The sequence below is a fragment of the Thalassospira sp. genome (assembly GCF_002709775.1).
Classification (GTDB): Bacteria; Pseudomonadota; Alphaproteobacteria; order Rhodospirillales; family Thalassospiraceae; genus Thalassospira.
In genome coordinates, this window is sequence record NZ_PAQR01000012.1 from 13,225 (window position 1) to 34,815 (window position 21,591).

Sequence of the window (21,591 nt, forward strand, 5' to 3'; positions counted from 1 at the left end):
ATCCCGCTTGTGCCTTGTGACAGGATTTGGCCGTCTTGTGGCTGATCCTGCTTTTACTTCATTTTAGGGCGTTAAGGTCCAAAGTGCTAGCAAGCAGATCATCGGTCAAGCAACCAGCAAGCTATATCAGGGTGGCGCACTGCCGGTGACTGTTTGCACAGAACGCATGGACCATCGGCGTGAATTGCCGTTGCCCTTAAAGGGTTACACAGGTAGTTTCCCGCTAACTTTAATTCTCCAGCACCAAGGTTGTTTTCATCATGACCACGCGCAAGCCGATCATTGGTATCACACTCGATTCCGAAGAACCGGGCGGATATTCCAAATTCCCGTGGTATGCGCTGCGTGAAAACTATGCCGGTGCCGTGACCGAGGCGGGCGGCATTCCGATGCCCCTGCCCCATGAAGTTGAACTGGTGCCCGATCTGCTGGATCTGATTGACGGGCTGGTGGTGACCGGCGGTGCGTTTGATGTTGACCCGACCCTGTTTGGCGCGACAGAAACCCATGACACGGTTGTCACCAAGGATCGGCGCACCAAATTTGAATGGGCGATGGCCGAAGGCGCGCTTAAACGCGACATGCCGGTTCTGGGCATTTGTGGTGGTCAGCAGCTTTTGAACGTTATTCTGGGTGGATCGCTGATCCAGCATATCCCTGATAGCGTTGAGAACTGCCTGCCGCACGAACAGCCAAACCCGCGCAACGAGCCGGGCCATGATGTCACAGTTGAACCGAATACGCTTTTGGCCAAGATCGTTGGCGATGTGAAAACACTGTCGGTCAATTCCGCCCACCATCAGGCGGTTGAAGGGGTTGGCCCGGATGTAATCATCAATTCCTATGCGCCCGATGGCGTGATCGAGGGGATTGAACATCCGAAATATCGTTATTGTCTCGGGGTCCAGTGGCATCCCGAATTCCATATCAGTTCGGGCGATGCGAAGATTTTCGACGCCCTGATTTCCGAGGCCCGCAAATGAGCGACAAAAACACCACCCCGGATGACAACAAGCCCGAACGCATTGCCAAACGCATTGCGCGTTCTGGTGTTTGCTCTCGCCGCGATGCCGAACGCATGATCGCCGAGGGGCTTGTGCGCCTCAATGGCAAGAAGCTTGATAGCCCGGCCGTGACCGTCACCGACGAAGACGAAATCATCGTCGATGGCAAGCCGCTGCCGGAAAAGGAAAAGCCGCGTCTTTGGCGCCTGTTTAAAAAGCGCGGTCTGGTCACCAGCCACCGCGACGAACAGGGCCGCGATACGGTCTTTGAACATCTGCCAAGCTATGTGCCGCGCGTGATTTCGGTCGGGCGGCTTGATTTGAACTCCGAAGGGTTGCTGCTGCTAACCAACGATGGCGAGCTCGCCCGTTATCTTGAACTGCCTGCCACCGGCTGGGCGCGCCGTTATCGTGTGCGCGTGCATGGTCAGATCGACCAGGCAAAGCTCAAACAGCTTGAAGATGGTGTCACGGTCGATGGGGTTAATTACGGTTCCATCCATGCCGAGGTCGACGTTCAGAAAGGCACCAATGCCTGGATGACCGTAACACTGCGCGAAGGCAAGAACCGCGAGATCCGCCGCGTCATGGAACATCTTGGCTGGCCAGTGACGCGTCTGATGCGCGTTTCCTATGGACCGTTCCAGCTGGGCAATCTCGCACCCGGCGAGTGCGAGGAAGTCACTGGCAAAGTCATGAAGGAACAGCTCGCTGCCTTCTTCAAGGGCGACTATTCCAAGGTTTCCGAAAAGAAATCGGTTGCCCGTGGCGGCACCGCGCGCCCGAAGGCACCCCGCACCGTCTTTGGCCAACCGGCCCAGCGCAAACGCCCGCAAGGCGGCCCGAACGCCAATGCCAACGCAAATGCCGATGACACGACCGAACAGCGCGAAACCCGCGAACGTTCCGGTTCGGCCCGCAAAGGTCCGCGCATTGGCGCTGCACCGCGTGCAGGTGGACGTGGTAAACCCGCATCCGGCGCGGGTCGGCAGGAACGCGATATGCGCGAAGAACGCGGATCGGCACGCCCGACCAACAAGGGCCGCGGTCGTTACAGCGTGGATGGCAAGGCGGCCGGCGGTCGTGATGGCGCACGCGAAGGTGGACGTGACGCAGGACGCGGGGCAGGACGAAATAGCAGCCCTGATGGCGCGCGTGGTAAACCAGCCAACAAACCCGGCGGCAAGCCAACCGGCCGCAAGCCCGCAGGCAACCGCCCGCGCGGCGGCAAGAAGGACTAAGGTCAATGCGGATTGTTGGCGGCACCCATCGCGGGCGGGTCTTGAGCGCGCCGGAAGGACGCGACACGCGCCCGACGCTGGATCGCGTGCGCGAAGCACTGTTTAGCATCCTTTCCCATGCATCGCGCTGGTATGAGGACGACTTCAATCCGCTTTATGACGGCATCATCCTTGATGCCTTTGCCGGGTCCGGCGCGCTTGGCCTTGAGGCCATTTCACGTGGTGCTGATCAGGCAGTGTTCTTTGATAATGACCGCAAGGCGATTGCGATTATTGACCAGAATATCGAAGCTCTTCGCATTTCGGATCAGGCCCGCACCCAGCGTGCAGACGCCACCAAGCCACCGCGCGCCAGTCAGCCTGCCAGCATGGTGTTTCTGGATCCGCCTTATGGCAAAGAGTTGATCGCGCCCAGCATCACAGCCCTTGCCAAGGCAGGCTGGATTGATGGCAACACCCTGATCGTCGCCGAACGCGATCCGCGTGATCTGGAAATCACCCTTGATGGGTTTGATCTGTGCGACAGTCGCAAATATGGCCGCTGCCAGATTGATATCGGGCGCTTTTCTGCCTGATCGCAGCATGGCTGCCGAGCAGTTCATTCTGTGCTAGATTTAAAGATCTTCTGAATTGGTTGATCGATATGAAACGCCTGCCTGAAGCCATCGCACCAGACAAGGATTTTGGCCGCCTTTTGCGCCAGTGGCGGCGCACAAGCGATATCAAGCAATCGCGTCTGGCCGATATTCTTGGCGTGACGCAGGCAACTGTATCGCGCTGGGAAAGCGGTGCGCAAAGCCCGGCCCCACTGCAATATAACCTGATCCATCAGATGATGACGCGCAAACGCAATTTCCGCCTGGATCACGCGATCAAGCGGCTGGTAATGCAGTCTTCCCAGCGCGTACATCTGATCGAAGATAGATCTCATCGTTTACTGTGTGTATCAAGCCCGCGCGAGGCCGAATGGCAACGCGATGCTACCCCGTTGCTGGGCACCTCGCTCTGGCGGTTTGCCACGCCGGAAATCGCGTCGGCCGAAAAAAGCCTGCATGATCTGGGCTGGCACGAAGATCAGACCGATCACCTGACCTTTGAGAACTCCCGCCGGGACGGCGATCCATTGCGGATTGTCGATAGCTATATCCTGTGGGAGCGTTTTTTCCTGTCGGATGGCACGGCAGTTCGCCTGACCACCGGCTTTGATCAGCAGCCAAATCACGTCTGATCGCGGCGCGCATATTTCATACGTGGCGTTCAGTGGGGCAAATCGGGTAATCAATTCACTCGCCCCGCTGCCCTCTGCCCCACGGAATTGACCGATGCCCCCCATCACCGCTGTTATTGTTCTTTATGGACTTGGACTGACCGCCTCGATGCAGGTCGGGCTGATTGGGCCGATTGCACCGGATTTGCGGGCCGGTTTTGGACTTAGCCAGGCGGAATTTGGCTTGGTGGCATCGCTGATTACCGCCGCCGGTGCGCTGTGCGCCATCCCAGCCGGGGTTTGGGCCGCACGTGCGGGATTGCGCAAGTCACTGGTACTTGGCGGTGTGATGATGATTTTGGGTGCGCTGATCTTTGCCACCGCAAGCGTGAGCTCCCTTTTATATGTGGGGCGGATTGTCACCAGTGTTGGCTACCTTCTGATTGTTGTTGGTGCGCCAAGCTGGATGGCCGCATTCAAGAACCCGAAACTGGTCGCCATGGCCATGAGTATCTGGGGCACCTTCATTCCGGTCGGCATTGCGGTCGGCAACTGGATCAGTGCGGCTGTGGTGACCTGGCTTGACTGGCGGTTGGCGGTTGGTGCCTGCACCCTGCCGATCTTTGCTTTACTGCCCCTTTTGGCCTTCATGGATAAACCCGAAACCGGCAGCACGCGCCGATCACTGCTTTTGGGTGTGATCGGTGTTTTGAAATCCCGTGCAGCCCTTCAGGTCGCACTGACCTTTGCCGCCTTTGCCGGGGCAACGTCAGCCGCCCTTGCCTTCATGCCCGCGATGCTCGCCGATAATCTTGATATCGGCATTGCGCTGTCAGCCGGGATCATCGGCACCACCGCAATTGCCGGCAATGTCGTCGGCAGTGTTGCCGCAGGCACCGTTCTGGGCCGGGATGTTTCGGGCAGGACGATCCTGATGTTGTTCCTGCCAGTCATGGCGATTGCAATTTCGACCCTGTTTGTCAGCACCTCGGTCCCGATCAGCATCACCGCATTGATCATCTTTAACATCTGTCAGGGGGCGGTTGCCGGGACCTGCTTTGCCCTGTTACCAAAGATCGCCAAAGACGGCCTTTCGATGCCGGCCCTGCAGGGGATGCTGGCCCAGTTTGCCGAGATTTTTGTCGTCATTGTCCCGCCCTTTGCCGGGGCGATGATTGACCAGAATGGCTGGGTCGGGGCGGCAGCCGTTCTGGGCGGATTTTACTTCGCTGGCTTCCTGATCTCGCTGCGCAAGCAGGGTTAGGCAGTGTTCATTAGACGAAATTCATTTTGAAACTATACGATACGGTGGCTTGACCTATCCCGCGAAGCAGGCGACCCTTTCCACCCCAACAAAGTCAAAAAGATTTAGGGAAGTGGAATGCAGTTGATCAAGGCCATCTTTATCGGACTGATATTGATCGGCCTGTCTGTTCTGGCTGTGTTTTTCATCTGGTTGGCACCCGTCGGTGCGGCCTATAGCGCAAAGATCATGTGCTCTGCCATTTTTGTGAATGGCCTCACATCAACCCGTGCACGTGATGTCGATATTCTTGCCGACAATAATCCCCTGTTATCGCTGATCACGACCAATGTGGACCTGCGCAATCAGACCGTGAGCGCCCATGCGTTTGGCTTTCGCAAGCGCTTTGCGGTCTATCGCCCGAATCTGGGGTGCACATTGGCCGATGATGCTGATCATATCGCCCAGTTGCGCAATGCCACCCCGGTGATGAAACCGGTTGCCGCCAAGCCGCTTCTGACGACCCCGCCGCCGGCCAATGTGGACCGCCGGGCGCTGAATAACATCCTGTTTGATGTCATGGATGAGCCGGGCCTGCATCCGGAACGCCGCACGCGCGCGGTTGTTATCTTGCATGAAGGCAAGGTTGTCGCCGAACGTTATGCCGAGGGGATCACAGCCGAAACGCCGCTGCCGGGCTGGTCGATGACCAAAAGCGTTTTTAATGTCATCCTTGGCCGCATGCGGTTTGAAGGCATGATTTCCCATCTTCAGGACCCGGTTCTGATCAATGAATGGCAGGCCGAACCAAACGACCCGCGCGCGACCATCAATTATGATGATTTGCTTCGCATGCGAAGCGGGCTTGAGTTTGATGAAAGCTACGCCAATCCGTTATCTGATGTGGTCCAAATGCTGTTTATCGAACCGGCTGCGGCGGGCTACGCCGTTTCCATGCCGCTTGAAAATACGCCGGGCAGCAATTTCGCCTATAATTCCGGGGCAAGTAATATCCTGTCCGCTGCGATCCGCAATCTGAGCGGATCGCGCACAACATATCTAAGCCGCCCGACCGAACTTCTGTTCCGCCCACTGGGCATGAGCAGTGCGGTAATTGAAACCGACCCGGAAGGCTATTTTATCGCCTCAAGCTTCATGCATGCATCCGCACGCGACTGGGCCAAGATTGGCCAACTGTTCCTGCAAGATGGCGTGTGGGATGGCGAGCGCCTGTTGCCGGAAGGCTGGGTTGGCTATTCCACCAGCCCGGCGGCAGAAGACCCCTATGGCCTTTATGGGGCGCATTGGTGGCTTGATCTACCCGGCAGCCGGAACGAGGACGGCACCCCGCGTGATGACATCACCCAACTGCCCGAAGATGCCTTTTTCTCGCTTGGTCATGATGGTCAATCGATGACGGTCATTCCGTCGCGCGATCTGGTGGTTGTCCGGTTTGGTGTGACGCGCAATCGCAGTGCCTTTGACCTGCGCAAGTTCATCGCCGACCTGACGGCAGTGTTCCCCGACAAGGCCGATCTGCCGCAACCTGATGCCGAAAATCCGGAAGGCGGGGAAGACGCGGCAACCGAAGTAAATGACGGCTAGCGCTTAGAAAATCCCGACAAGATAGCCGATCACGGCACCGGCCCCGACCACAGCCCAGACCGGTGCGATCCGCCACTGCAAAATTGCAAAGACCAATACAACACAGCCGATATCAAAGATATCCAGATTGGCACCCGTCCAGATCGGATCATACAGAACCGCCGCCAGCAAACCGACGACGGCAGCATTCACTCCCATCAATCCGGCGCGCATTGACGGTACATGGCGCACCCGATCCCAGAATGGCAAAAGCCCCACGACCAACAGCCAGGCTGGCAAGAAGATCGCGATCAAAGTCACAAGCGACGTCAGTGCACTGATCGCCAGACCACTGCCACCTGAACCGGTATGCAGGGCCGCACCAAGATAGGCTGCGAAGGTAAAAATCGGACCGGGGACGGCCTGCGTCGCGCCATAGCCGGCAAGGAAGGTCTCAGCATCCACCCAGCCCGGTGCAACCACGGCATTTTCAAGCAGTGGCAAAACCACATGCCCGCCGCCAAATACCAAGGCACCACTTCGATAAAAGCCATCAATCACGGCAAACAAACCGGTGGGATCAAGTTCCGCCAGAACCGGCAACGTGACTAGCAGGGCAAAGAACACACAAAGGGCAATCACCGCCCCCTTGGCCGAACGCGGTGCATGACCAGAATCGACATCCCCGGCAACCTTGCCACGCAGCAACACGAAACCGGCAAACATGCCGCCAAGGATGACACCAAACTGGGCCAGAACCGTATCACTGGCGATCATGATCGCAGCCGCCAGAACGGCAAGAATGGCACGGATCACATCCGGACACAGGCTGCGCGCCATGCCAAGAAGTGCATGCAGCACGACACCAACCGCCACCAGTTTCAGGCCGCGAATGATGCCTTCGACACTGCCCAGATCAAATCCGACAAACGCCATCCCAAGCGCTGCCAACACAATGGCAGAGGGCATGGTAAAACCAAGCCAGGCCGCCAGAGATCCGCGCAAGCCACCCAGCGCCATGCCAATACCCATGCCAACTTGCGAGCTGGCAGGTCCCGGCACGAACTGGCAAAGTGCGACCAGATCGGCATAACGCGCATCGCTCAGCCATTTACGGCGCGCCACAAACTCTTCACGGAAATAACCAATGTGGGCGACCGGCCCGCCAAAGCTTGTCAGCCCAAGCCGCAGGAAAATCAGGAATATCTGCCACAGACCAACGCCGCCCACCGGCAATGATGAGGTTTGGCTGCCCCCAGGACCGCCTGAAGTTTCGTTTTGTGACGTCGCGTTTGGCATGTGTTTTCCTGCCCTACCCTGATTTCGCCTGACCATACGCAATCAGCGAAAGGCAGCAAAGTCAAAAGCCGCCATGTGGCCATTCGTCACATTTTCATAACAAAACCCCGCCTGCGGCATTTTACCACAGGCGGGGTTTTAGTTTTAACGTCCGGACGTATTGCCCGAAAATCGCCTAGCGGAAGGCGGGCTCATCAAGGGAGCGCAGCTTGCGGGAATGAAGCTGATTGACGTCCTGACGGAGCGTGTCAATCGTATCCAGCCCGACCTGCAAATGCTGTCCAATGCGCTGACGATAGAAATTGTTGGCCATGCCCGGCAATTTCAACTCGCCATGCACCGGTTTATCCGAAACACACAGAAGCGTGCCGTACGGCACACGGAAGCGGAAACCATTGGCGGCAATGGTCGCACTTTCCATATCAACCGCGATGGCACGCGACTGGTTAAGACGAACGAACAGTTCGCTATAACGTAGTTCCCAGTTCCGGTTATCGGTGGTGGCAACCGTCCCGGTGCGCATGCGGGCCTTCATTTCACGGCCTTTAAGGCCGGTAATCTTGGTGACCGAATCTGCCAATGCCACTTGCACCTCGGCAATCGGCGGCACCGGAATCCACAGCGGCAGGTCGGAATCAAGGACATGGTCATCACGGACATAACCGTGGGCCAGAACATAATCACCCAACAACTGGCTGCGCCGCAGACCGGCACAGTGCCCCAGCATCAACCAGCAATGCGGCCGCAGAACCGCGATATGATCCGTCGCGGTTTTGGCGTTTGACGGGCCGACACCGATATTGACCAAGGTAACACCAAGACCGTCTTCGCGGATCAGGTGATAGGACGGCATTTGCGGTAGTTGCTTGACCGCTTCACCACTTTCTACCCAGTCCTTTGGTGCGTTTTTGCGCACGCTGACCTTCGGTCCCGGTTCGACAAAGGCGACATAGGGGCTTTTCGGGTCTTCGAGCTGTTCCTTGGCGAATTCGATGAATTCATCGACATAGCGCTGATAGTTGGTGAACAGGACAAACTTCTGGAAATGCTCAGGTGCGGTTGCCGTGTAATGGCGCAAACGTGCGAGCGAGTAATCGACACGTTCGCCGGAAAACAGCGACAGCGGCTTTGGCCCCGGCGTTGCGTTCGATCCGTAATGAACACCATTGGCGATATCATCATCGGTGCGCGCCAGATCCGGCATATCAAAGATCAACTGCATCGGACGAATATCGTTCGGGCCTATGCTGTCGGTTGCGGTTTCGACAAGGAACGGCAACGGGATCGGGCGGTCCGATACACCTACCACGACCGGAACGTCATGGTTTTTCAGCAGAAGTTCGATCTGCTCGCGGTAATATTCTTCAAACAGGTCCGGACGGGTCAGGGTCGTGCCATACACACCCGGATCGCGCGGTGCGCCGAATGAAAGCGTGCTTTCGACATGCAACTTTTCCGGCGGCACTTCAATGCCGAGATACGGATAATAGGCACGTACCGGGGAAGATTGTTGGCCTTGACCGAAACGGTTAAAGGCCTCCTGGACGGCATTGGCACCGGTCGCATAAATGTCCTTGATGCGCGCAAGTGCCCTGTCGGCGTCGGTAAATTCAAACAGATCGCGTACCGATCCGTGGACTTCAGAAACCATATTGGATGCTCCTTTTTGTTATTGTTGTTTGGGTCGTCTGCCAGATCACGAAGCATAAAACAGCGACGGATCAATGACAAAAGCCCTTGGAGCGAGAGATTTATCACCGCCCGCCCGTCTTCTGACAACCGAAAACTTTGCCATCTCGTTCAATCCTGACGTCAAAACGCCAGATTTGAGACAATCGAAAGGATATCAGATCAAACCTTTCCCGGAAGTTTCAGAAGCTTATGACCTATATGTCGGATTTATTTTCAAAAATTCCAAATGACAGTTTTGAGGAGCCCGCCATAACCGACCCGGTGTTCATAAACACACCCGTATAAATCGGCGCGGCTGGGAAACGCAGGCAAAAAAAATGCCGAAACCGGGGGACGGTTTCGGCAATTTCAGGGAAGGGCCTTAGACGTTGAGGGAAAAGACGATCAACCCTGATGTGCAATCCTTATATGACCATTGGTCATTTATGTCAATTCAATTTGATGCATGATCAATTTTGACATCCCCTGGCATCAAACCAGAATATCGGTGCTCGTCTGCGATCTGCTGCAACTTTTTCAATCGTCGTTGCACAGCATCATCAAGTGCCCATGGGTCACCTAACTCGGCCGGCTCCAACTCAAGCACAATCTTCGCAGCACGTGGGTCACTTTCGACCAGACTTTCGATATCCTGTTTTTCTTCGTCGTCTTCAAGCGTCCCGCGTACATAGGCAAGAATGTGCTCTTTGCCATATATCGCAAGAACTGGGCTCATATCATGCTGCCTCCGAGACATAACGTGATGCGTGTTCGCGGGCTTCGATTCGACCAACCGATGCGCGCAGTTTGCGACGCGCCCGACCCACGCGGGACTTAACGGTACCGATCTCGACTGACATCTGATCGGCGGCGTCCTGATAGGACACATCATCAACAGCCGTCAGCATGATGGCTTCGCGTTCCTGCTCGGGCAGGCTTTCAAGCACACGGTCCGCATCACGAAGCTGCAGACGGGCCATCTGATTGCTGCCGTGACCATAGACGTCGCCAAGATCATCCCAATCGACCTGCGGGCCACGTGTCTTTTCACGACGTTTTCCGGAAATGAACGTGTTGAACAGAATACGGTGCAACCAGGCTTTCAGGCTGGTGCCCTCTTCGAACTGGTCCTTTTTGCTGATGGCTTTCAACAGCGTGTCCTGGACCAGGTCCTGTGCCATATCGGTGCTGCCGGTCAGACGATACGCATGACGGCGCAGCGCAGGGACATGATCTTCGATTTCGTTCATCACTTGTTCAGACATCACAACCTCCTTGTTCGGATGAGCTGACCGTAACAAACCAAAATAAAAATAAAAGTAAAATCGTATGCTCTACTTAGGCAACACAAGGAACACACATATACTACACAACACCATGAACACACTTACTTTACACAACGTAATTCACTTGATCACTTTACCTTATTTACGACTTATGATTACTTTACATTACTTACATCAGACATCGAACTGACACATATTCAGCAAGATGGTTGTGTTATGGAACAAACAGCGGTAACGTAAGTTACTCCAAAATTCTTGAACGCTTTGATTTTCAATGGCTTCAGGCGGTTTTAAGAACCCCTGAAAATGACAGGAAACCCCTAAGTGCCGACGTCGAAGAGAACAGAAAAGCTCCAGATCATGCTTGATGACGACGAGCTGAAAGTCATTGATGACTGGCGATTTGACCATCGAATGCCGACCCGCGCGGCCGCAATCCGCGAACTTATTCGCCGCGGATTGATCGCTGAGGACATCGATGATCCCGATACCGAGGGCAAAAGCACCAGCGATTTCCGTATCGAGCCGGAATAAAAAATTTGATTTACCCAACAAAAATCCCCGGCCAAAGCCGGGGATTTTTGTATTTCGCAGATATTTTAAACCGAAATTACGGGCTTTCACGCCCGAGTTCAGGCTTTCGCCCTTCGAAGATTCGGGCAATTCCCGCACCAAACCCCAGAACCAGCAACCATAATCCATAGTATCTGAGCGCGCGTGACACCGTAATCGCAATCACGAACAGCCAGAACGGATAGGACGCCGCCCCGGCGGCGAGGGCTGCGATCTGCATCGGGACCGGTGTAATGCTGATGGCAAACACCACCCAGAAGCCACCTTCTTCAAACTGACCTTGCAAATCATCAAATTGCTGCTGCCCACCGACCATATCAATAAGCGGCTGGGCAAATTCATCAAACAGAATCCAGGCCAGCAGATAAAGCGCCAGTGCCCCCAGCACGCTGCCCGCCAACGTTACCGTTGCAACAATAAAGCCGCGCGTACGCGATGCCGCCATGATCGGGGCGACAATGACTTCGATCGGGATCGGGATAATGGTGGTTTCAAGGAACGATGCCACGGATATACCGCCCAGTCCCTTGCGGCCTTCGGCAAGTTTCGCAAGACGGGTCTGCGCATAATCGAACGCGCGCCTTATCCGTTGTCCTGATTGTTTCTCGTCGCTCGACATTCACTGTTCCTTATTAGCGTCTTACTGCCCCAAACAAAAAGCAGCCCGCCCGAAGCCGGGCGGGCTGCTAACCTCGGACGTCAAACCGCCGAGTTCAGGTTGTGACGTCTTATTCGGCGGTCTGACTGTCCGAGATGGCCTTCTGCGCATCTTCAAGCGCATTTACGGTATTGGCCTTCACATCTTCCCAGGTTTCCGCAGATGCATCCTTGGCATTTTCAAGCGCATCGCTCAGTTCGTCACTTGCGCTATCCCATGCTTCTGCCAGTTCGTCGACGGCTTCTTCACTGTCGTCGGCGACCCGTGCGGAAACATCGTCATACTGCTCGCCAAGCTGGTCGGTCTTGGTGTCGACCCAGGCAAGAAAGTCTTCTTTCTGCTCGAACGTAAAGTCCTTGGCGTCCTCATACTGTGCAGCAATCTCGTTGCCCAGCTCGTTGGCATCGGACTTCAATGCATCATCGGTTTTCATCGTGTCATCTGATGAAGCAGACCCGGCATATGCCGGCGTCATAACAGAAACAGACATAAGTACAGTACCGATCATCAGCATAGTCTTGTTCAGCATCACAACCTCCTTATTAAACAAGTGCAGCACAATTACTTGCGCGCTGCTTACACTAAACAACGGATGGTGCGAAAGAATGTTCCGATTGTGTTAATTTTATTTCATGGAACCTTTTGTCGAAATCGACGTTTTCGATGGTAAGCGCCCACACACGAAGCGGGGTACGACGCATCAACCATGATGCATTCACCGATTTCTCGGGCGCGCAGTAAACAAAAGGAGTTTTAGTTATGGCACATAGCAGTATGCAGACCGTTGCGAAGGAATTTCCCGTCGAGACTGGCGTGGACCGCAAGGATCGTCGCGAACTGGCGAAAATGCTGACGCAGATCGTTGGATCGTCGCATGTACTGTATGCCAAAATTCGTGGCGTTCACTGGAACGTGGTTGGCCCGACCTTCTATTCGCTCCATAAAATGACCGAGGAGCATTACGAAGATCTCAATACCGCGATTGACGATATGGCAGAACGCATTCGTGCAATCGGCTTCTCGGCACCGACCGGCCTGAGCGAGATGATGAACAACTCCGTGATCGATGATCAGACGGAACTGCTTCCGACCGAAGGCATGGTCAAGGAACTGGTCGACGACCATGAAAAAATGGCCCGCTTGCTCCGTAAGGGTGTCGCGGCCGCCGAAGACGTCGAGGACGTCAAAACCGCAGACATGCTCACCGAGCGCATCGGTGTCCATGAAGAAGCAGCATGGATGTTGCGCGCGACGATATCCTAATCATGTCAATGTGATATGATACGCCGGCGCCTTCGGGCGCCGGTTCTTTTTTGTGCCCTATCAACCATGGTGCATCGTCATGAAAAGCTCTGATCTGACTGGCAAGGTTCATCTTCTACTGACCAAGGGAAAGCTGCCCGAAGACTGGCGCGGCAACGGCGCACAGCCACTGCGCACCGTGTTTGAGGATGCCGGCTATACAACAGAGCTGACCCTTTGCAACGATCCCGAAGCCATCAAGGATCGGATCAAAAGCGCCTGCACCGCCGGTGACATCGTCGCCGTTGGCGGCGGTGACGGCACTATTAATGCCGTTCTTGATACCGTCATTGCCCAGAAGGTCGTGCTGATCCCGATCCCGCTTGGCACGGCAAATGATTTTGCCCGCACGCTGACCCTGCCCGATGATCTGATTGATGCCGCGCGCGCGGCCATTCATGGACAGATCCGCATGCTTGATATCGGCAGTGTGAATGAAAAAAGCTTTGTCAATGCGGCCAGCATCGGGGTACCGGCAGATGCACGCAAACGCATCAATCCGGACCTTAAGCGCACCTTGGGTGCGATCAGCTATGCAGTTGCCAACTGGCAAAGCTGGCATGAAATGGATCCGCTTGATCTGACCATTACCTGCGGCGATGAAGAACCACAGGCGATGAAACTGCGCCAGGTGACCATCACCAATGGCCGCTATTTCGGTGGCGGACTGCGACCGAGTGAAACCAAAAGCCCCGAAGACGGTCTTTTGCATATGTTTGCCATCCGCGACAGCGTCGATACATTGAGCGGCCTTGATATCGCGGCCGAGCTTTTGTTTGGTTCGGTCGATGACAGCAGTTATGCCACCACCATGCAATGCGACACCATCAAGGTTGAAGGCGAGAAAGGCGCGCCGATTCTGGCCGACGGGGAAATCATTGGCGAACTGCCTGCCCTGTTTTCCATTCATGCCGGGATCCTGCCGGTATTTGCGCCTAACAGCTTTGTCGACCAGATCGAAGGCACTGACAGCACAGGGAACAAAACCCTGCCGCAGCGAAATGAAATCAATGATGTCATGCGTGACACGGTTGATTTTGCCTTGCGTCTCGAGGCGATCTATCCCGTTGCCCAGAACGCCGAGCTTAAGGCACTGTGTCATGACAGTGCCGGCAATCTGCGCAGCATTGCGCGACAGCTTGAGCTTGGCTTGCGTCCCTATGGGATCAATGCCGCCTCACCCGACCCGGATCTGCAAAACCTTGAAGAACTGCGCGATAAAGTCATGGGTTGGTTGCTGGGGAATGCCGACACCCGCCTTGCCAATGGCCTTAAGGCGCGAGCTGATCTTTTAACGCGCGAGATTGCGGCGATTTCACAAGACAAGCTGCCAAGCGACGTCGCTGACCCTGTAAAGGCGCTTGCAACCGAGATTGATCATTTCAACGGCAATCTTGGCTATATCATCAAGGAACTCTGAGCGATAAAAAAAAGACCGCCATTTGGCGGTCTTTTGCTTTGCGTATTCTCGTGACAGGCCTCGATCAGTCTTCCAGACCAGCCAAACTTCTGGCAAAGGATTTGGCTTCGAACGGACGAAGGTCCTCGGCCGCCTCGCCCACGCCAATTGCGTGCACGGGCTTGCCGAATTTTTCGGCCAGTGCGACGACAACCCCGCCCTTTGCCGTGCCATCAAGCTTGGTCACGATCAGACCTGAAACATCGGTTGCCTCGCCAAAGGTTTCGACCTGTGAATGGGCGTTCTGACCGGTGGTGGCATCAAGCACCAGAAGCGTGTCATGCGGGGCCGTTTCATCGCGCTTTTTGATCACACGGACGATCTTTTTAAGCTCGTCCATCAGATGCGCCTTGTTCTGCAGACGCCCGGCCGTATCAATCAGAAGCAGGTCGTAATTTTCACGCTGGGCCTGCTCAATCGCATCAAAGGCCAGACCGGCGGCATCGGCCCCTGTGTCGCGCGCGACCACCGGGCAATCGGTGCGCTCACCCCAGACCTTAAGCTGCTCGACCGCTGCGGCACGGAACGTATCGCCTGCAGCCATCATAACCTTGAGGCCCTGATCCTTATAGGTTTTGGCAAGCTTGCCGATCGTGGTGGTTTTACCTGATCCGTTCACGCCGACAACCAGCACGACATGCGGCTTCTTGTTGGCGTCAATCACCAGCGGCTTGGCCACCGGATCAAGGATTTTGGCGACTTCTTCGGAAATGAATTCCTGGATCTCGGCGGAATCGACTTCCTTGTCAAACCGGGTCTTGGCCAGTTCCGCACTCAGCTTCGCAGCGGTCGTGACACCAAGGTCGGATGTGATCAGAAGATCTTCGAATTCCTCAAGCGCGTCATCATCAAGACGGCGCTTGGTGAAGATATCGGAAATCCCGGTGGTCAGTTTTGAGGAGGACCGTTTCAGCCCGTCTTTCAGGCGGCTAAACCAGCTTTTTTTCCCCTCTTCACTCATCCCGCAAGCTCCGCAATCAGTTTTCCATCTTCAAGGCCGGTTACCTTGGCCTTGGCTATTGTGCCCGGTTCTATCACGCGATCCAGCAGAACGGGAGCAAAATGCTCCGTATGACCGGTATTTTCCTTTTCAACCAACACATTCTCGACCATCCCGATGCGGGACTGCAGGAACTTGTTGAGCTGTACTTCACCCGCTTCGCGAAGCGCACTTGCGCGTTCCTTGCGCAGGTCCTTGGGCACTTGCGGCATTTTGGCAGCCGGCGTACCCGGGCGCGACGAATACGGGAAGACATGCAGATAAATCAGGCCACATTCATCGACCAGACGCAGGGTGTTTTCGGCCATTTCATCGGTCTCGGTCGGGAAACCGGCAATGATATCGGCGCCAAACGTTACATCGGCGCGCAGATCGCGAACCTTCTTGCAGAAATCAACCACATCCTGACGCAAATGGCGGCGCTTCATACGCTTAAGGACCATGTCATCGCCAGCCTGCAGGCTGATATGCATGTGTGGCATCAGGCGCGGCTCTGTCTCGATCAGACGAAACAGGTCTTCATCCACCTCGACCGGATCAATCGATGAAATGCGCAAACGCGGCAGCTCGGGCACCTGCGCCAGAAGACGGCGCGACATCTGCCCCAATGTCGGCTGCCCCGGAAGATCATGACCATAGGATGTGATGTCGACCCCGGTCAAAACCACTTCGCTATAGCCATTGGCGACCAGTTCACGGACCTGGCTTACAATCTCGCCCATCGGCACACTGCGTGAATTGCCGCGGCCATAGGGAATGATGCAGAAGGTGCAGCGATGATCGCAGCCATTTTGAACCTGTACAAAGGCGCGTGCACGGCCTTCAAAGCCCGAGACAAGATGGCTTGCGGTTTCTTCGACCGACATGATGTCGTTGACCACAACGCGTTCATGTTCGGGCAGCATGAAGGTTTCGGCCTTCATTTTGGCATCGTTGCCAAAGATGCGGTCGATTTCGCCCATATTGGCAAACTTGTCCGGATTGACCTGAACCGCGCAGCCGGTAACGAAAATCTTGGCATCCGGGTTTTCCCGGCGAAGACGGCGAATGCTTTGGCGCGCCTGACGCTCCGCCTCGGTCGTGACCGCACAGGTATTGATGATGATGGCATCATCAAGCCCGGCAGTTTTGGCATGGTCGCGCATCACCTCGGATTCATAGGTGTTAAGGCGACAACCAAATGTGACGACGCGCGGCTCTTTCATGCTCGGTCTTCTGCGATCCAAAGTTCGAATTCGGGAATATTTCCGCCCGCGCAAATCAAAAAGGATGCTGCAAGTGCGGAACGCCCGGCAAGGACATCTATCCTTGCCGGGCGCTGGTTACATACGCTTTTGAACGCTTCAATGCAAGTCTGCGCCCCTCATGACACACATGCAACAGGCGCGCAAATCATCTCCTGACATCCGATCACGGGTTGGAAATACCCACGCGCAAGGCACTAAGCCGCGTAGTTGCGATTCCGGCCTTCTTTCTTGGCGCGATAAAGGGCACTGTCGGCGCGATCAATCAGCTTGGCTCCGCCTTCCTTGGCGACATATTCGGCAACACCGATCGATATGGTCATCTGACCAAACGAAATGCCCGATTGCTTGGCCTTGATTTCACGATCAGCGATGCGTTTGCTCATATCATTGGCCAGGACCATCGCATCAGAGAGCGGCGTTTGGGGCAGCAGAATGGCGAATTCATCCCCGCCATAGCGCGCCACCACATCGCGGCCCTTGATGTTGGCTTTGAGCATCGAGGCAATCAGAACAAGGATTTCATCACCAATACGATGACCAAACCGGTCATTGACTGCCTTGAACTGATCAAGATCGACGATCATCACACAGAACGGTTCGGGCTTTTTGGCCTGATCATGTTCGGCAACCAGTTGATTGAGCTGCTCTTCGAAATACATGCGATTGGAAACACGCGTCAGGCCGTCGGTGTAGGACCGCTCGCGGGTTTCTTCGAGTTCACGCTGCAGACGTTCGACCTTGCCAAGATAGCGATCAAGACGCTGATGCAAACCTTCAACCGTTTTCTGCATCGCGTCGGTCTTTTCAAGGACTTCACTGATGACCGGGCTAACCGTCTTGTGATCCTTGAGCGTTTCAAGCGACCGGCCGAGCAGCACACCATAATCCTTAAGACCGGTATGCGCTGTGGTCAGGCATTCATCACTGCTTTCAACAAGCTCGGAGAAGTCTTCCATGCCGCGCTGCAGGAAATCGGCCGCTTGCCGGTCAAAGATGTAACGGTAATAAAGCTGCAGCAGGGTGTCTTCGGCCAGATCTTCACCACTGGCCTGCACCGCATCAATGACCCGAAGGATTTCCGGGTTTTCTTCGGCATAATAGACAAACCAGACATGATAAAGCTCTGGCGTCGGGCGCAATCCGCGCTCGCGCAGGGCCTTAAGCGTCGCTTCGGCATGATCCCAATGGCGGGAAATCTGATGGTCCGCTGTGGTCACAACGGGTGCTCCGGGCTCGTGTTTTCATTAGAAATGTCAAGGCGTTATGCGTTAACCGCATAATGATTGGCCTCAACATACCCCAAATTGCCCAGCGGAGCCAGATATACGTCGAATTAAACTAACCGAAAGTGTCGGACGACCATCGACCTTTAGTTACCCCGGATCATCGTACCGGCACCGCGTTCGGTGAACAGTTCAAGCAGAACTGCATGCGGTGCACGCCCATCAACGATCACAGCGGCTTCGACCCCGTTTTCAACGGCATCCATGCAGGTTTCCGTTTTCGGGATCATCCCGCCCTGAATGGTGCCATCGGCAATCATAGCATTGATGTGGGCGGTGTCGGCGTCGCGTACAAGGTTCTTGTCCTGATCAAGGATGCCTTTTACGTCGGTCAGCATGTAAAGGCGGCTTGCACCAACGGCTTTTGCAATCGCACCGGCAGCCGTATCGGCATTGATATTATAGGTCTGACCGTCTTCGCCCACACCAATGGGCGAGATCACCGGAATGATGTCGGTATCAGCAAAGCAATCAAGAACGTGCGGATTGACCTTCACCGGCTCGCCAACGAAGCCAAGATCAAGAACCTTCTCGATATTGCTTTCGGGATCGCGTTTGGTGCGAGTCAGTTTACGCGCGGTAATCAGGTTCGCATCCTTGCCACACAGGCCAACGCCAACACCGCCGGCGGCATTGATGTTTGATACGATTTCCTTGTTGATCTTGCCCGCCAGAACCATCTCGACAACGTCGATGGTTTGCTGGTCAGTCACGCGCAGACCGTCAACAAATTCGGACTGGATGTTAAGCTGCTTGAGCATCTGGCCAATCTGCGGCCCGCCGCCATGTACCACAATCGGGTTCATACCGACCTGTTTGAGCAGCACCATGTCGAGCGCAAACAAACGCGCCAGTTCCGGGTCCCCCATGGCATGACCGCCATATTTGACCACGATTTTCTGACCGTTGAACCGGCGCATAAAGGGAAGAGCCTCGGAAAGCACTTTGGCACGTGCCAGCATGCGGTATGCGCTGGCTTCCGAATTGTCTTCTTCAGAACGGATTTCTTCGTTCATTTCACTTCCCCATTTTGTCGCACGGTAAAGCTGGCAGCATCAGAGCAGAGTGGAAATCTCTGCCCGCAGCTCGGCAAGTCCGGTATTTTTCTCACTCGAAGTCGCAAAGATCTGCGGCATGGCAGCGGGATGTTTGACCAATCCGTCGACCACTTCCTTGATCCGCTTTTCAAGCTGACCCTTTTTTAGCTTGTCTGCCTTGGTCAGCACAACCTGATAAGGCACTGCGGCCTCATCAAGCAGCTTCATCATATCCTCATCGGCCTTTTTGAAGCCATGTCTGGAATCGATCAGAACAAACACACGGCGCAGCGTAACACGCCCGCGCAGATACTGTTTGATCAGCGCATGCCATGTATCAACGATGTCCTTGGGGGCCTGGGCAAATCCATAGCCCGGCAAATCCACAACATAGCAGGCACCATCAAGATCGAAATAGTTCAGCTGCTGGGTACGGCCTGGCGTGTTCGATGTACGCGCAATGTCCTTGCGCCCGGTGATCGCGTTGATCAGGCTGGACTTGCCCACATTCGAGCGACCGGCAAAGCAAATCTCGGTCTTTTCCTCAGGCGGGAGCTGTTCAAGCTGAGCCACGCCAAGAACGAAGTTAACCGGGCGGCTAAAAAGCTTCCGCCCGGCTTCGATCACTGAGTCTTCATGCGTCGGAATAGCAGTTGCCGACGGCAGGTTTTCTTGTGTCATCGTCTTTCCTTCCCCGATTGATCGGGGATGCTCCCCGAAGGGAAGGTCAACCCGTGAAGGGTAGATGGGGATTACATCCCCATCTTGTACATGATGTAGCGCTGCTGTGCGATGGACAGCAGGTTGTTCCATGCCCAGTAAATCACCAGACCTGCCGGGAAGCTTGCCAGCATGAAGGTAAAGATGAACGGCAGGAACATCATGATCTTCGCCTGGGTCGGATCAGCCGGAGCCGGGTTCAGTTTCTGCTGCAGGAACATGGTAATCCCCATGATCAACGGCCAGATACCGATCATCAGCATCTGCGGCGGATCCCACGGGATCAGACCAAACAGGTTGAACAGCGAGGTCGGATCAGGTGCCGACAGATCCTGAATCCAGCCAAAGAACGGCGCATGGCGCATTTCAATGCTGACAAACAGAACCTTATAGAGCGCGAAGAAGACCGGGATCTGAACAACGATCGGCAAGCAACCGGACGCCGGATTGATCTTTTCACGCTTATAGAGCGCCATCATTTCCTGCTGCTGACGCTGACGATCGTCCTTGAACTTCTCGCGCATCTCGGTGATCTGCGGCTGCAGCTTTTTCATCGCACTCATCGATTTGTACGACTTGTTGGCCAGCGGGAACATGATCGCCTTGATGATGACCGTGATCACCAGAATCGAAACGCCAAAGTTGCCAACTAGATGATAGAGCCACTGCAGGAACAGGAAGAACGGCTTGGTCAGGAAGTAGAACCAGCCAAAGTCGATCGCGAGATCGAAGTTGGTGATCCCGTAATCCTCGGCATAGGTATCAAGCAGATCGACTTCCTTTGCACCGGCAAACAGGCGGGGTTCCGCCACACCTTCGGAGCCGGATGCGATGGTGCGCGGGGCACCAAGGTAATCTGTCTGATACTTGTCGGAATTTTCCGCAACATGGTGGCTAAAGCGCGTGGTCAGTTCCTCGTCCGAGGACGGTGCCAGCGCAACCAGCCAATATTTGTCGGTGATACCAAGCCAGCCACCGGTCGTTTTCTGCTCAACCGCACCGTCATCGGCCAAGTCGTCATAATCGATCTCGGTAAGCGTACCGTCGATCACGCCAAGCGGGCCTTCGTGCAGGATATAGAAACCGGCGGTCTGCGGCTTGTTCTTGCGCGAAATCAGGCCATACGGATACAGAACGACATCGCCGCCCGTATTGTTGACGACCGACTGGTTGACGGTGAACAGATAGTTCTCGTCAATCGCGATTTCACGTTTGAAAGTCAGGCCTTCACCGTTATCCCAGGTCAGCGTGACCGGGCTGTCAGGTGTCAGCAATTCGCTGCTTGCGGTCCATTCGGTGTCGCTGTTTGGCAGCGCCATACCGCTTTTCGCACCGACCCAGCCGAACTCCGCGAAATAGGCATCATTGCTGCCGGTCGGGTTCAGAACGTGGATCAGCGGGCTGTCGTCTTCTTCGGTCTCGCGATAATCCTGAAGCTGGATATCGTCGATCACACCGCCAACAAGACGAATCGAACCTTCGACACGCGGGGTATCAATCTTGATACGAGGCGACTTGGCCAGCGCGTCTTCGCGCTTGACGGCCGGAACGGCGGGTTGGCCACCTGGTACGGCCGGACCGGATACCTGCGGGGTGTTGGTTCCGTCCGCATTCAGCTGTTCGCGAACCTGCGCTTCACGAACCTGAGGATCAGGCTCGGGCGCAAAGAAGAATTGCCACCCGATAAGAATCACAACTGCCGATGCAATTGCTACCCACAGGTTACGTTGTTCGTTCATCGCCTCTTTCCGCTTTTTTCAGCCAGCAGGTGCCGACC

At 55.3% G+C, this 21,591-nt stretch carries 21 protein-coding genes; 9 read left to right on the forward strand and 12 right to left on the reverse strand.

The window, feature by feature from the left end; genetic code table 11:
* Positions 1 to 260 precede the first annotated feature (260 nt).
* From CMO10_RS06820 to CMO10_RS06845, 6 genes are all read left to right on the forward strand, one after another.
* On the forward strand, positions 261 to 983 hold the full coding sequence (locus CMO10_RS06820; protein WP_297020025.1) for a gamma-glutamyl-gamma-aminobutyrate hydrolase family protein: 723 nt from the start codon (positions 261 to 263) through the stop codon (positions 981 to 983).
* Positions 980 to 2,245 carry a pseudouridine synthase gene (locus CMO10_RS19780; RefSeq protein ID WP_363928330.1) on the forward strand — a complete coding sequence of 422 codons (1,266 nt, stop codon included), beginning with the start codon at positions 980 to 982 and terminating at the stop codon, positions 2,243 to 2,245. Before CMO10_RS06820 ends, CMO10_RS19780 begins: the two co-directional genes overlap by 4 nt.
* A gap of 5 nt (positions 2,246 to 2,250) precedes the next feature.
* Entirely contained in the window at positions 2,251 to 2,820 is a 570-nt protein-coding gene (rsmD, locus tag CMO10_RS06830) for a 16S rRNA (guanine(966)-N(2))-methyltransferase RsmD (RefSeq protein WP_297020028.1), read from the forward strand.
* 68 nt (positions 2,821 to 2,888) lie between these two features.
* Entirely contained in the window at positions 2,889 to 3,473 is a 585-nt protein-coding gene (locus CMO10_RS06835; RefSeq protein ID WP_297020030.1) for a helix-turn-helix domain-containing protein, read from the forward strand.
* A 94-nt stretch (positions 3,474 to 3,567) separates the two neighbouring features.
* On the forward strand, positions 3,568 to 4,716 hold the full coding sequence (locus CMO10_RS06840; protein ID WP_297020032.1) for an MFS transporter: 1,149 nt from the start codon (positions 3,568 to 3,570) through the stop codon (positions 4,714 to 4,716).
* 117 nt (positions 4,717 to 4,833) lie between these two features.
* On the forward strand, positions 4,834 to 6,300 hold the full coding sequence (locus CMO10_RS06845) for a serine hydrolase domain-containing protein (protein WP_297020036.1): 1,467 nt from the start codon (positions 4,834 to 4,836) through the stop codon (positions 6,298 to 6,300).
* Positions 6,301 to 6,303: 3 nt separating this feature from the next.
* Here the strand turns inward: CMO10_RS06845 and chrA are convergent, their stop codons facing one another.
* The 4 genes from chrA to CMO10_RS06865 form a co-directional block, all read right to left on the reverse strand.
* The gene (chrA, locus tag CMO10_RS06850) at positions 6,304 to 7,578 is read right to left on the reverse strand and encodes a chromate efflux transporter (protein WP_297020037.1); all 1,275 of its coding nucleotides are present in this window, start codon (positions 7,576 to 7,578) and stop codon (positions 6,304 to 6,306) included.
* A gap of 175 nt (positions 7,579 to 7,753) precedes the next feature.
* Complete coding sequence (locus CMO10_RS06855) at positions 7,754 to 9,229, reverse strand: AMP nucleosidase (RefSeq protein ID WP_297020039.1); 1,476 nt, start codon at positions 9,227 to 9,229, stop codon at positions 7,754 to 7,756.
* A 474-nt stretch (positions 9,230 to 9,703) separates the two neighbouring features.
* Complete coding sequence (locus tag CMO10_RS06860) at positions 9,704 to 9,985, reverse strand: hypothetical protein (protein WP_297020041.1); 282 nt, start codon at positions 9,983 to 9,985, stop codon at positions 9,704 to 9,706.
* A 1-nt stretch (position 9,986) separates the two neighbouring features.
* Positions 9,987 to 10,514, reverse strand: coding sequence for an RNA polymerase sigma factor (locus CMO10_RS06865; RefSeq protein WP_044827000.1), 528 nt, complete (start codon positions 10,512 to 10,514; stop codon positions 9,987 to 9,989).
* A 345-nt stretch (positions 10,515 to 10,859) separates the two neighbouring features.
* On the opposite strand from CMO10_RS06865, the gene CMO10_RS06870 reads away from it, so the two are divergent.
* The gene (locus CMO10_RS06870; protein WP_297020046.1) at positions 10,860 to 11,069 is read left to right on the forward strand and encodes a hypothetical protein; all 210 of its coding nucleotides are present in this window, start codon (positions 10,860 to 10,862) and stop codon (positions 11,067 to 11,069) included.
* Positions 11,070 to 11,145: 76 nt separating this feature from the next.
* Here the strand turns inward: CMO10_RS06870 and CMO10_RS06875 are convergent, their stop codons facing one another.
* Both CMO10_RS06875 and CMO10_RS06880 read right to left on the reverse strand, forming a co-directional pair.
* On the reverse strand, positions 11,146 to 11,727 hold the full coding sequence (locus CMO10_RS06875; protein ID WP_297020049.1) for a YqaA family protein: 582 nt from the start codon (positions 11,725 to 11,727) through the stop codon (positions 11,146 to 11,148).
* A 109-nt stretch (positions 11,728 to 11,836) separates the two neighbouring features.
* Positions 11,837 to 12,295, reverse strand: coding sequence for a hypothetical protein (locus CMO10_RS06880; protein ID WP_297020052.1), 459 nt, complete (start codon positions 12,293 to 12,295; stop codon positions 11,837 to 11,839).
* A gap of 230 nt (positions 12,296 to 12,525) precedes the next feature.
* On the opposite strand from CMO10_RS06880, the gene CMO10_RS06885 reads away from it, so the two are divergent.
* Positions 12,526 to 13,029: a Dps family protein gene (locus tag CMO10_RS06885; RefSeq protein ID WP_044827002.1), complete on the forward strand. Its 504-nt coding sequence runs from the start codon at positions 12,526 to 12,528 to the stop codon at positions 13,027 to 13,029.
* A gap of 79 nt (positions 13,030 to 13,108) precedes the next feature.
* Positions 13,109 to 14,488, forward strand: a complete 1,380-nt coding sequence (locus CMO10_RS06890) for a diacylglycerol/lipid kinase family protein (protein ID WP_297020060.1) — start codon at positions 13,109 to 13,111, stop codon at positions 14,486 to 14,488.
* A 64-nt stretch (positions 14,489 to 14,552) separates the two neighbouring features.
* Here CMO10_RS06890 and ftsY read toward each other — a convergent pair whose 3' ends face one another.
* From ftsY to yidC, 6 genes are all read right to left on the reverse strand, one after another.
* Complete coding sequence (ftsY, locus tag CMO10_RS06895; protein WP_297020061.1) at positions 14,553 to 15,488, reverse strand: signal recognition particle-docking protein FtsY; 936 nt, start codon at positions 15,486 to 15,488, stop codon at positions 14,553 to 14,555.
* On the reverse strand, positions 15,485 to 16,732 hold the full coding sequence (mtaB, locus tag CMO10_RS06900; protein WP_297020064.1) for a tRNA (N(6)-L-threonylcarbamoyladenosine(37)-C(2))-methylthiotransferase MtaB: 1,248 nt from the start codon (positions 16,730 to 16,732) through the stop codon (positions 15,485 to 15,487). The genes ftsY and mtaB overlap by 4 nt, the downstream gene beginning before the upstream one ends.
* 236 nt (positions 16,733 to 16,968) lie before the next feature.
* Entirely contained in the window at positions 16,969 to 17,991 is a 1,023-nt protein-coding gene (locus CMO10_RS06905; protein WP_297020066.1) for a GGDEF domain-containing protein, read from the reverse strand.
* A 152-nt stretch (positions 17,992 to 18,143) separates the two neighbouring features.
* On the reverse strand, positions 18,144 to 19,073 hold the full coding sequence (gene argB / locus CMO10_RS06910; RefSeq protein ID WP_082049467.1) for an acetylglutamate kinase: 930 nt from the start codon (positions 19,071 to 19,073) through the stop codon (positions 18,144 to 18,146).
* A 39-nt stretch (positions 19,074 to 19,112) separates the two neighbouring features.
* Positions 19,113 to 19,775: a ribosome biogenesis GTP-binding protein YihA/YsxC gene (yihA, locus tag CMO10_RS06915; protein ID WP_297020071.1), complete on the reverse strand. Its 663-nt coding sequence runs from the start codon at positions 19,773 to 19,775 to the stop codon at positions 19,113 to 19,115.
* Positions 19,776 to 19,846: 71 nt separating this feature from the next.
* Positions 19,847 to 21,553: a membrane protein insertase YidC gene (gene yidC, locus CMO10_RS06920; RefSeq protein WP_297020074.1), complete on the reverse strand. Its 1,707-nt coding sequence runs from the start codon at positions 21,551 to 21,553 to the stop codon at positions 19,847 to 19,849.
* Positions 21,554 to 21,591: the final 38 nt, after the last annotated feature.

Bases quoted from the DNA above. Each gene is read 5' to 3' on its own strand.
- CMO10_RS06820 (WP_297020025.1), top strand. From the start codon at position 261: ATGACCACGCGCAAGCCGATCATTGGTATCACACTCGATTCCGAAGAA.
- CMO10_RS19780 (WP_363928330.1), top strand. From the start codon at position 980: ATGAGCGACAAAAACACCACCCCGGATGACAACAAGCCCGAACGCATT.
- rsmD (WP_297020028.1), top strand. From the start codon at position 2,251: ATGCGGATTGTTGGCGGCACCCATCGCGGGCGGGTCTTGAGCGCGCCG.
- CMO10_RS06835 (WP_297020030.1), top strand. From the start codon at position 2,889: ATGAAACGCCTGCCTGAAGCCATCGCACCAGACAAGGATTTTGGCCGC.
- CMO10_RS06840 (WP_297020032.1), top strand. From the start codon at position 3,568: ATGCCCCCCATCACCGCTGTTATTGTTCTTTATGGACTTGGACTGACC.
- CMO10_RS06845 (WP_297020036.1), top strand. From the start codon at position 4,834: ATGCAGTTGATCAAGGCCATCTTTATCGGACTGATATTGATCGGCCTG.
- chrA (WP_297020037.1), bottom strand. From the start codon at position 7,578: ATGCCAAACGCGACGTCACAAAACGAAACTTCAGGCGGTCCTGGGGGC.
- CMO10_RS06855 (WP_297020039.1), bottom strand. From the start codon at position 9,229: ATGGTTTCTGAAGTCCACGGATCGGTACGCGATCTGTTTGAATTTACC.
- CMO10_RS06860 (WP_297020041.1), bottom strand. From the start codon at position 9,985: ATGAGCCCAGTTCTTGCGATATATGGCAAAGAGCACATTCTTGCCTAT.
- CMO10_RS06865 (WP_044827000.1), bottom strand. From the start codon at position 10,514: ATGTCTGAACAAGTGATGAACGAAATCGAAGATCATGTCCCTGCGCTG.
- CMO10_RS06875 (WP_297020049.1), bottom strand. From the start codon at position 11,727: ATGTCGAGCGACGAGAAACAATCAGGACAACGGATAAGGCGCGCGTTC.
- CMO10_RS06880 (WP_297020052.1), bottom strand. From the start codon at position 12,295: ATGCTGAACAAGACTATGCTGATGATCGGTACTGTACTTATGTCTGTT.
- CMO10_RS06885 (WP_044827002.1), top strand. From the start codon at position 12,526: ATGGCACATAGCAGTATGCAGACCGTTGCGAAGGAATTTCCCGTCGAG.
- CMO10_RS06890 (WP_297020060.1), top strand. From the start codon at position 13,109: ATGAAAAGCTCTGATCTGACTGGCAAGGTTCATCTTCTACTGACCAAG.
- ftsY (WP_297020061.1), bottom strand. From the start codon at position 15,488: ATGAGTGAAGAGGGGAAAAAAAGCTGGTTTAGCCGCCTGAAAGACGGG.
- mtaB (WP_297020064.1), bottom strand. From the start codon at position 16,732: ATGAAAGAGCCGCGCGTCGTCACATTTGGTTGTCGCCTTAACACCTAT.
- argB (WP_082049467.1), bottom strand. From the start codon at position 19,073: ATGAACGAAGAAATCCGTTCTGAAGAAGACAATTCGGAAGCCAGCGCA.
- yihA (WP_297020071.1), bottom strand. From the start codon at position 19,775: ATGACACAAGAAAACCTGCCGTCGGCAACTGCTATTCCGACGCATGAA.
- yidC (WP_297020074.1), bottom strand. From the start codon at position 21,553: ATGAACGAACAACGTAACCTGTGGGTAGCAATTGCATCGGCAGTTGTG.